This window comes from Mesorhizobium sp. M7A.F.Ca.CA.004.04.2.1, assembly GCF_004022825.1.
Lineage (GTDB): Bacteria > Pseudomonadota > Alphaproteobacteria > Rhizobiales > Rhizobiaceae > Mesorhizobium.
In genome coordinates this window covers 1-1093 of record NZ_RZPH01001434.1, presented here as the reverse complement: position 1 = coordinate 1093, position 1093 = coordinate 1, and the positions used below count along the sequence as shown (strand labels likewise).

General features: G+C 63.9%; 2 protein-coding genes. Both read left to right on the top strand.

Features of this window, described 5'->3' with window-relative positions; translation table 11 throughout:
- Window positions 1-120: 120 nt before the first annotated feature.
- Window positions 121-951, top strand: coding sequence for a formate dehydrogenase accessory sulfurtransferase FdhD (fdhD, locus tag EN893_RS35185; protein ID WP_127267011.1), 831 nt, complete (start codon window positions 121-123; stop codon window positions 949-951).
- On the top strand, window positions 941-1093 hold a 153-nt coding region (locus EN893_RS35180), incomplete at its 3' end, for a formate dehydrogenase subunit delta (protein ID WP_164901442.1). The genes fdhD and EN893_RS35180, both read left to right, overlap by 11 nt.

The window sequence follows — 1093 nt, the reverse complement described above, 5'->3', positions numbered from 1 at the left end:
ATACAAGGTGACGGCGCTGCAGGTCGGCGCCTCCAACGGACCGTCGGAATGGCAGCGCGACTATGACGAGCAAGCCAAGCAGAGCCGGCGCATCGCGTCTTTGCAGGCGGCGGAGTAGTCTTGAGCGCGCGCCGCAAAGCCACGACGCAGGTATCGCGGCTGGCGCACCGCGCGGTTGGGACGACGGCTGCCAACCGGATGGTGCCGGAAGAGACGCCGGTGGCGTTCTCCTTTGCCGGCACCACGCATGCGGTGATGATGGCAAGCCCGGCGGATTTCGAGGATTTCGCGCTCGGCTTCTCGCTGACCGAAGGCATCATCGCCTTGCCCGAAGAGATCGAAGCCATCGAGGTCGAGGACCATGGCGCCGGCATCGACATTCAGATCCGGCTGAAGGACCGAGCCAACACACGTTTCGAAGCGCGGCGGCGAAGGCTCGCCGGCCCGGTCGGCTGCGGGCTTTGCGGCATCGAGTCGATCGAGGAAGCGATGCGCTCGGTCGATGCGGTTGGTGCCTCAAGCCTTACGCTTGATGCCGACGACATCGCTCGTTCGGTCAAGCTTTTGTCCAAAGTGCAGCCGCTGCACACCGAGACCGGAGCGGTACACGCCGCCGGTTTCTATATGCCTGGCAAGGGCATCGTCATGGCGCGCGAAGATGTCGGCCGTCACAATGCGCTCGACAAGCTGGCCGGCGCGCTGGCCAGGGCCGGCATCGATGGCGCATCCGGTGCTGTGGTGGTGACATCCAGGGTGTCGGTCGAAATGGTGCAGAAGACGGCTTCTATCGGCTCGGCCTTCATCATCGCCGTCTCGGCGCCGACCGCACTTGCCATCCGCACGGCGCAAGAGGCCGGCATGACGCTGGTGGCGCTGGTTCGCGGCGACGATTTTGATATTTTCACCCACCCCGACCGGGTGGTTTGCGGAGTTGCCAAGCATGTCGCATGACGAAGAACACATTATGAGCACCGCCGAGAAGCTGGTGCGCATGGCAAACCAGATCGCCGATTTCTTCCATTCCAAGCCGCGCGAGGAAGGCATTGCCGGCGTCGCCGAGCACATCAACAAGTTCTGGGAGCCGAGGATGCGG